Genomic DNA, 8,204 nt, shown 5'->3' with positions numbered 1-8,204 from the left:
GCCCGGCCTCCTCGCTGTCCGAGCCGTCGCCGTCGTACACGAACGCCACCGCGTTCGGCGAGCCCACCACATCGACGTTCAAGTACGCGACGTGCTCGGCGGCCTCCGCGCGGGAGAGTTCCTCGACGTAGTGTTCCGAGCCGTGTAGCCCGTCTTCCTCTCCGCCCCAGAACGCGAACCGGATCCGATCCCGCGGCACGGCGCCCTGCTCCGCGAGCCGCAGCGCGACCTCCAGCACCGCGGCGACCCCGCTGCCGTTGTCGTTGAGTCCGGGCCCTTCCTCGACCGAGTCCAGGTGCGCGCCGAGCACCAGCACGCTCCCCGAGCCGCCGCCGGTGCCGGTGTCGGCCAGGATGTTGAACGCGTCCACGGGGTTGCGCCGACCGTAGCTGAACTCCTGCCGCCGCGGCTCATACCCCGCCGCACGCAACTGCTCCTCGATGTACTCTGCGGATGCCTCATAGCCCCCGGTGGCGTCGGCCCGGTTCCCACCGTTCGCGTCCGCCGCCGCCTGCAGCGCCTCCAAGTGCCGCTTCAGCCCACTGGGCTTTACTACCTCACGCACGAAAGACGGGTCCGGCGGGGCATCCACCTGCACAGGCGGCCGCGGCTCGTCCGAACATGCTGCAACGCCGCAGACCAGTGCCGCGCATAACGCAACGGTCCACAGCCGGGTGTGGTGAGGATGGTTCTGGAAACGCTGCGGAACGGATTCTGCACGTCGCATGTTGACTCCCCCAATCCTGCGTCCTGGACGCAGGTCGCTTGTCTGGCAGACCCGGCCGCGGTCGATTCCGCAGTGGAACCGGCGGCCGGAGCCGTTGTTCCACCATGGTGCGACGATGGGATCTAACAGGGTTGCTTGCAATACCTCCACTGTCGGGCCGGGCCATAAGACCCTACTGTGGCCAAACTGTGAAATAGCTATGGAACAGGACGGCAGCGACGGCGGGAAAGGCTCATAGGTGAGGGGCTCCCTGCTGATGTTTCGTTACTTCGGCTTGCGCCTGCAGCCACGCTAAACCCGTAGTAAGGTGCCTTAGAACGACCTGGAACTGTCTTCCGATGCCCGGAAACAGCCACTACGGCCGATAACGGCGCATACGTCGCGAGACGGGCGGTTGCTTGAGGCTGGCCGGAATATTGCCCGTACAGCTTCGTGGGGTATTGGAGTCACCAAAGAACCCTAGGTGGCGGTGCCCACCCTGGAGTCTCGATCGCATCTTCCGTTGGCCTGACTCCCTCCACACCCTTGAATTGACGACTCAAGTAGCTCATCATTTCGCTTCATAGTGGATTGACCGACCGATCAGCAGGCAAAGCGAGGAAAACGGTGAAGCAGTGTCCTATCTCCGACGACGGCGCCGCGACCTGCCCACGCAGTTTAGATCCCAGCGATTCTCCAGGACTCTGACGATCAACCAATTACTACTTGAGAGCCGCATCGGGCTCGAGCGTGTTCACGCTTCGGATCTTGAGCGGGAGATGGCAGCGGGCGCCCTTGTTGTTGACACACGGCCGGTCGATCAGCGAGACCGCGACGGTGATCTTCCGGGAGCGGTCGTCATTGACCGAAACGTTCTCGAGTGGCGGCTCGATCCTTCCAGCCCCCACCGGCTCCCGATCGCTGACGACCCCGCTCGGCGGATCGTGGTCGTCTGCAATGAGGGCTACAGCTCCAGCCTCGCTGCACACACCCTGCAACGGCTGGGGCTGACCCGGGCGACCGACCTTATCGGCGGTTTCCAAGCTTGGGCAGTACTGCGCAAGCAGTCCGACTAAATTACTTGCCTGCGCTAGATTCACCCCCATAGAACCGCGCCGGATTTCGTATCGAAGGAGGCAGATACAGGGCCGACGCCGGAGTCAGTTAGCCGGTTTGATGACGTAGCCGGCACCGCGGACGGTGTGAATCATCGGCTCACGGTCGACGTCGATCTTCTTGCGAAGGTAGGAAATGTACAGTTCCACAACGTTGGCCTGGCCGCCGAAGTCGTAGTCCCAGACCCGGTTCAGAATCTGCGCCTTGCTCACCACGCGGCGGGGATTCTCCATGAGGAACCGGAGCAGTTCGAACTGGGTGGTGGTGAGCTGGAGATCTTCCCCGGCGCGGATGACTTCCCGGGTATCCAGATTCAGGGTCAGATCTCCGACCACCAGCGTCGAGCTGTTCGCCGCGGCTGCGCCAGATCGCTGGACGAGCCGGTGCAGCCGGAGCATCACCTCTTCCAGGCTGAAGGGCTTTGTGACGTAGTCGTCAGCTCCGGCGGCCAGACCTGCGATCCGGTCAGGCACTGCATCCCTGGCGGTGAGGAACAGCGCGGGCACGTCCGGTGCGAAGGCACGGATCCGGCCGAGCGCCTCGACTCCGTCGATACCGGGCATCATGACATCGAGCACCAGGACATCGGGGCGGCGTTCGCGGGCGAGGCGGATCGCCGCGTCGCCATCGGCCGCAACGGACACGTCCCAGCCGACCATCCGCAGGCCGAGGCTGACCAACTCGGCGAGACTTGCCTCATCATCCACTACGAGTGCGCGTATCGGCATTCCATCCGGGTGCCGCAGCCGGGGGAGGCTGTCCACAAAGGAGTGTGTGGGGTTCTCGTTCATGTGCATGCCTTTCACCGTCGTGGTTCCGGATGTCGGCCAAGAGCGCCGGCCTGTTCAGGGGGTATCCGCCAGGGTTGTGGGCCGGGGACCCGGTTCGGGACCGGGAAGGCGGATGGTGAATTCGGTTTCACCCGGCCTGCTGCGCACGCCAATGCGACCACCGTGCGCAGCGACAATGGCCGCCGCGATCGAGAGACCTAGCCCGTGCGTTCCGCCCGAGCGGGCCGCATCCGGCCTGGTAAAGCGTGCAAAGATCCGGTCGATGAAATCGGGCGTGATGCCGCGTCCATTGTCGGCGACGGTGACGACGGCGCCGCCGCCCGGTTCCTGGGACAGTGAGGTCACCACTGAGGTTCCGGGATCGGTGTGCCGGTGCGCGTTGGTCAGCAGGTTGATGAGCGCCTGCCGGAGCTGGCCCTCGTCGCCGCGCACGGTAACCGGCATTTCGGGCAGTTCCAGCCGCCAGGAATGGGCGGGAGCGGTGATCTGAGCGTCACTGACGGATTCGATCACGACCTGGGTCAGATCGACCTCGCTTTCCTGCGGCCGATGGCCCTCATCCAGTCGCGCCAGCAGCAGCAGGTCCTCGACCAGGGACGTCATCCGCCTGGACTCGGACTCGACTCTTTCCAAGGACAGCCGGCCGTCCGGGCTGAGCGTCTCCGTGAGCCGGAGCAGCTCGGAGTATCCCCGGATCGAGGCCAGCGGCGTCCGGAGCTCGTGGCTGGCGTCGGCCACAAACTGCCGGACGTGGGTTTCGCTCTGCTGGCGCGCCGCAAGGGCGCTGGCGACATTGTCAAGCATGAGGTTGAATGCCTGACCCACCCGGCCCACCTCCGTCACCGGAAGGGCCGCATCCGGTGGAATACGTACGGCCAGGGCCACTTCGCCCTTATCCAGCGGAAGCTCCGATACCTGGGTGGCGACGGCGGACAGGTCCTCCAAGGGACGCAACGTCCGTCGGATGATGACCATGCCCAGCAGCCCCGTGGCGAGCAGCCCAGCGCCGGACACGATCACGGTCGTGGCCGTCAGGGAAGCCAGAGTGTTCTCCATGCCCGCCAGGGGCAGTCCGGTAACGATGGTGCTCCCGTCTTCCGGGTCTCTGTCGGCAACCAGACGGTATTCGCCGACAGAGAGCGGGTGGTCAGTCGGCGGCGCATTTACCGCCAAGGTGGTGAGGATTGCAATGTCCGCCGCAGGCAGATCCTGCCTGCGTCCGTCTGCGGTGAGCAGCGCGGCGCGCCTGACCTCGCCATCCCGGATACGGGCGTTAAGGGTGCCGGCTCCCTGTGCGGGAATGTTCAGCAGGTCTCGGGAGTCCGCCTCGGGTGCTCCGCGAAATAGCATCCCGAAGCGGATGGCGCGGTTCGAGGCTTCCTCAAGCTGCTGATTTAACTGACCTGTCAGATAAACACTCATGACCCCGTACCCGACAACACCCACTGTTGCGGACATGATGGCCAGCAAAGTCAGCGTGGCCAGCAGAAGTTTGGCGCGCAGCGGCCAGGAATTGAGCGGGCTGCCCCGATGTGGGCCGCGTCCCCGACGCTGCGTTTCGCCGGATCCAGCCACCGACCCGCCGGTGTTGGCTCCCGCCCAGGACCACGCCTCCTGGTATGACCCGGTCGGGGCCAGCTGCGGTGCCGTCGGCGGGAAGGGCGGTACCTTGACATTCCGCATCGGCTGTTTCTCTCACAGGTCGTCGTTAAACTGGTAGGACGTGGCCCGGCTGCGAAACAATCAGCCGTTCACCTGCGGCCTGTCTCGAATAGTACCTGCGCGGCAGCGGTGCCGGAATGGTCACAGCGACCCCAGCAGTCGGAAAACCATTGCTTCTATCCGCGTGAACCACAGGACTACCGGCGAGGCCAACACGACGGTCACCACAGCCGCGGCCAGGACGAACCACGGAAACTGCTCGGAATGCCGGAACGCGGCCGGCCGACTGGTTGTCTGCCTTCATGGGTGTCCTTTGCGATGGGGCTCGAAGTCATTCGCCGAGGGCCATAAGGTCGCCTGCACCCATCATGGGGGCGCTCTGTTGTGAGAAGCTGTGGCCAACCTGTGATTCAGCTGTCGACGGCTAACAGCGCGCTCTACCGCTTGCAGCCTGAGCGCCAGTCACCGGCCGTGCGAAGCATCTGATCCGTGCTGGATGTAGCTTCTAACGGCTCGGCCGGTGCGGATAATGTCGCTTAGGTGGCGTTACGGCTACCGGTGATCGCAGATTGGGGCGCTATCGGATACGCACGGTCGTATTCCACAGAATGAGACCCGCCTTCGGTTGAATGATGTTGTCCCGGGTCGGCTAAGAGTGCCCAAGGCACCTTCAGCCGACCCGGAGCTTTACTTCGCTGGATTGTGCGGCCAGCTGCTTAAAGGACCTCATGAAAGAGGCCTTTCCAGAGCGGCGGTGGTGGACGTGGTGGCGGCACGGACCTCTTGGGCCGGGTTGCCACCCCACAGGGAGCCCTGGGTGAGCGTTGATCCCTTCATCACGAAGGAGTCGGCGGCGACGACGACGCGGTCTTCGATGGTTACGCCGTAGTGGACCAGTGCCCCGACCCCGAGCGTGACGTCGTCGCCGAGGACGTCGTAGTCGGATTTGAACATCCCGTCCTCTTGGGAGTGGGACTGGATAAGGGTGCCGCCGTTCAGTGTGCAGCGGGAGCCGATCGTCACCAGTGTCCGCTCGGGGATTGCGCAGCCGTCGTCGAACACCCGGGATCCAATCCGCACGCCTAGCAGACGCCATACCAGCGGCTTGAAGGGGGTCCCGTTCAGGATCGACATGTATCGGCTATTGGCCTGCAGCTTCCAGTACCGCTCGTGCCACCAGAAGTAGGGGTGATAGATGGAGCAGAGCTGAGGCTTCAGTCGCCGGGTCCCGAGCACGAGGTGCTGGAGGCCGACGGGGGCCAGCACGCCAACAACGAGCATTACGACGAACGATCCGCTGAGGGCGAGGAAACCAAATTGGTCCGACAGTTCGAGGCCGGCAAACGACACCAGTATTGCAAGCGACGCGAGGACCCAGCGGACAAGCATCAAGAGGGCCATCGAACGCAGATTGTGCCTGTTCTTGGCCGCGAGGTCACGGCGGAATTTGGCGCGGTCCGCATGCTCCTCGGGAACGGCGTCCCGCAGGACCGAGCGTGGAATTTCGAACGGTGGTGAACCGAGCAAGCCCACGTCGTGGCGGAGCGGTCCGTCGATGGGAACCATGACCTTGGTCGCCAGCAGGCAGTTGTCCCCGGTCTTGGCTTCGGCCGGGTAGAGCACGAAGTTGCCCAGGAAGTTGCGCGCGCCGACCGGCGTCCGGCTGAGCCTGAACGAAGTCGCCGAATAGTCGGCGTTCATGAACGACACCCCATCGGCGATCATGGTTCCGGTGCCGATCTCCGACAGGAACGGATTGTCGTGTTTGAACATCGTGCCCAGGTTCGATCCGGTCTGCTGGACCGTGCCCTGCTTGTAGCCGAGGGCCCGCACGTAGTTCACGACGTATGAGCTATCGCCGAACAACGATGGAAGCATGCGGCTGTTGGTCATCCTCGCCACCGCCCGCTCGGCGGCATGCCTCAGCCCGAACATCGGATACACCGTGTCCGGCTTCAATGCGAGCTGGGGCACCCTCGGCACGGTCGTGATCAGGAGCAGCCCCACGATCGTCCCGCCAAAGACGGCCAGGCCGGCGTAGAAAAGAGCGTCGCCGTAGAAGATCCAGCTGGTAAACGCCCAAGCCTGCGTCTCCAACAGCGCCGCCACATTCGGATCCGCCAGAACGAACAGGATGACCGCCTGCCCCACCAGTATGCGGCCCAGTCCGAGCGCGGCGATGAGCTGGGTCGTGGCAAACAATCCCCGGCGCCACGGACGGTAGGGGGTCCGTTCGACCCTGCTGTAGTCCACGTCTGTACGCCTGCCCGGGGAACCGTGCCAATGCTCGCCGGCAGGCACGGCTTGGCCGGTGTACAAGGAGGAGCGGTGGCCCAACTGCGAGTCGTCTCCCATTGACGTGTCGATGTCCAGGACGCTGCCCTCGCTGATGGTGACACCGCGGCCGAGCGTCACCGCACCGAGCTGGATGACGCCGCTGTGGGCGCGGTAGCCGTTGGCGAGCACGTCCTTGCGGATCACCGTCCCCTCCCCGATGGTGAGCAAGTCGGTGCAGACCGTCAGTCGGTTGGTCAGGATCGTGACGTTGCGGCCTACCTTCGCGCCCATGGCCCGTAGGTAAAAGGTCGTCAGCGGGGTACCGGTCATCAGCGCGAGGGGCGAGGTGCGCATCAAGGTCTTTACCAGCCAGAAGCGGAAGTAGGCGAGGCTCCAAATGCGGATCTCCTGGGGACGGAAGCGTCCGACGATGATCCACTTCGCCGCAATGGGCAGGATGCAGAGGGCCACGAATACCACCGCTGCGTAGGCGGTCGAACGCAGGTAGATTTCCAGGAAGCTCATGCCCTGCTCCAACCATTCGTGGTTGCCAGGCCCTGCGGCCGGCAACACCCACTGGTACCACACGACCGTCATAAGGCCGGCAGCCAAGCAGTAGCCGAGATAGACGAGCGTCTGCAAAGCGCCACACGTTATGTACTCCCACGTCCGCGCGTCCATCGGCAGCGTTGTCTCCGGCACGGACGCCACGGCTGGCGAAGGTTCCTCGCGCTTGTCCTGCTGCGGGGGAACCTGCAGGGCCGCGGCGAGTGCCGAGATATTCGGATTACCGTAGATCTCTTTCATGGACACCTTCGGCAGGTCCGGCTGCTTGCGCACACGGGCGCAGAACTGCGCCATCACCAGCGAGTCCGCACCCAGGTCCTGGAAGAAGTGGCTATCCACCGGAACGGGCTTGCCGCCGAGCACACCGGACAGCACCTCGGCCAGCCGGACTTGCAGCTGCATCTGCGGCGCCGGTGCCTCTTGCGCCGGTGCCAGGGCAGCGGCCAACGCGGAGATCGTGGGGTGCTGGTAGATGTCCTTGATCGACGCCGACGGCAGGTCCGGCTGCTTGCGCACACGGGCGCAGAACTGCGCCATGACCAGCGAGTCCGCACCCAGGTCCTGGAAGAAGTGACTATCCACCGGAACCGGCTTGCCGCCGAGCACACCGGACAGCACCTCGGCCAGCCGGACTTGCAGCTGCATCTGCGGCGCCGGTGCCTCTTGCGCCGGCGCCAGGGCAGCGGCCAACGCCGAGATCGTGCTGTGCTGGTAGATGTCCTTAATCGACACCGACGGCAGGTCCGGCTGCTTGCGCACACGGGCGCAGAACTGCGCCATGACCAGCGAGTCCGCACCCAGGTCCTGGAAAAAGTCGGCGGCAACAGGAACGTCGTCCTTTTTCACCACCGATGCGAGAATGCCCGACAGCCGGCGCTCCAGGTCAGCGACCACACCCGGGGCCGGCATGCCTGGAGAGCCGTTCCCCGCCGGAGCCGCGGGCGCAGCGGGAACCGGAGAATTCGTCGCAGTTGTGGAACGGGGAGCTTCCTGCAGGTCGTCCACGAGCTTTTTCACTGACAAAACTCCTTAGAGGCCAGATTTGTGAGCAAGCTTCTCTCCGCCATGAACCCATGAAGCTGCGA

Annotated in this window: 5 protein-coding genes; 1 reads left to right on the top strand and 4 read right to left on the bottom strand. The window is 64.4% G+C overall.

Annotated elements, in window-relative coordinates; translation table 11 throughout:
- Positions 1–727, bottom strand: a 727-nt coding sequence (locus AC5RWT_RS06625) for a M20/M25/M40 family metallo-hydrolase (protein ID WP_494079633.1), incomplete at its 3' end; no start/stop codon positions are given.
- Between the two features lie 758 nt (positions 728–1,485).
- Here AC5RWT_RS06625 and AC5RWT_RS06620 point away from each other — a divergent pair.
- Complete coding sequence (locus tag AC5RWT_RS06620; RefSeq protein WP_494079632.1) at positions 1,486–1,782, top strand: rhodanese-like domain-containing protein; 297 nt, start codon at positions 1,486–1,488, stop codon at positions 1,780–1,782.
- Between the two features lie 84 nt (positions 1,783–1,866).
- Here AC5RWT_RS06620 and AC5RWT_RS06615 read toward each other — a convergent pair whose 3' ends face one another.
- The 3 genes from AC5RWT_RS06615 to AC5RWT_RS06605 form a co-directional block, all read right to left on the bottom strand.
- Positions 1,867–2,613, bottom strand: coding sequence for a response regulator transcription factor (locus AC5RWT_RS06615; RefSeq protein WP_494079631.1), 747 nt, complete (start codon positions 2,611–2,613; stop codon positions 1,867–1,869).
- 54 nt (positions 2,614–2,667) lie between these two features.
- Positions 2,668–4,296, bottom strand: coding sequence for a sensor histidine kinase (locus AC5RWT_RS06610; RefSeq protein WP_494079630.1), 1,629 nt, complete (start codon positions 4,294–4,296; stop codon positions 2,668–2,670).
- Between the two features lie 705 nt (positions 4,297–5,001).
- On the bottom strand, positions 5,002–8,136 hold the full coding sequence (locus tag AC5RWT_RS06605; RefSeq protein WP_494079629.1) for a Pls/PosA family non-ribosomal peptide synthetase: 3,135 nt from the start codon (positions 8,134–8,136) through the stop codon (positions 5,002–5,004).
- Positions 8,137–8,204 lie beyond the last annotated feature (68 nt).

The organism is Arthrobacter sp. Dra40, assembly GCF_059091905.1.
This window is presented reverse-complemented; position numbering and strand designations above follow the sequence as displayed.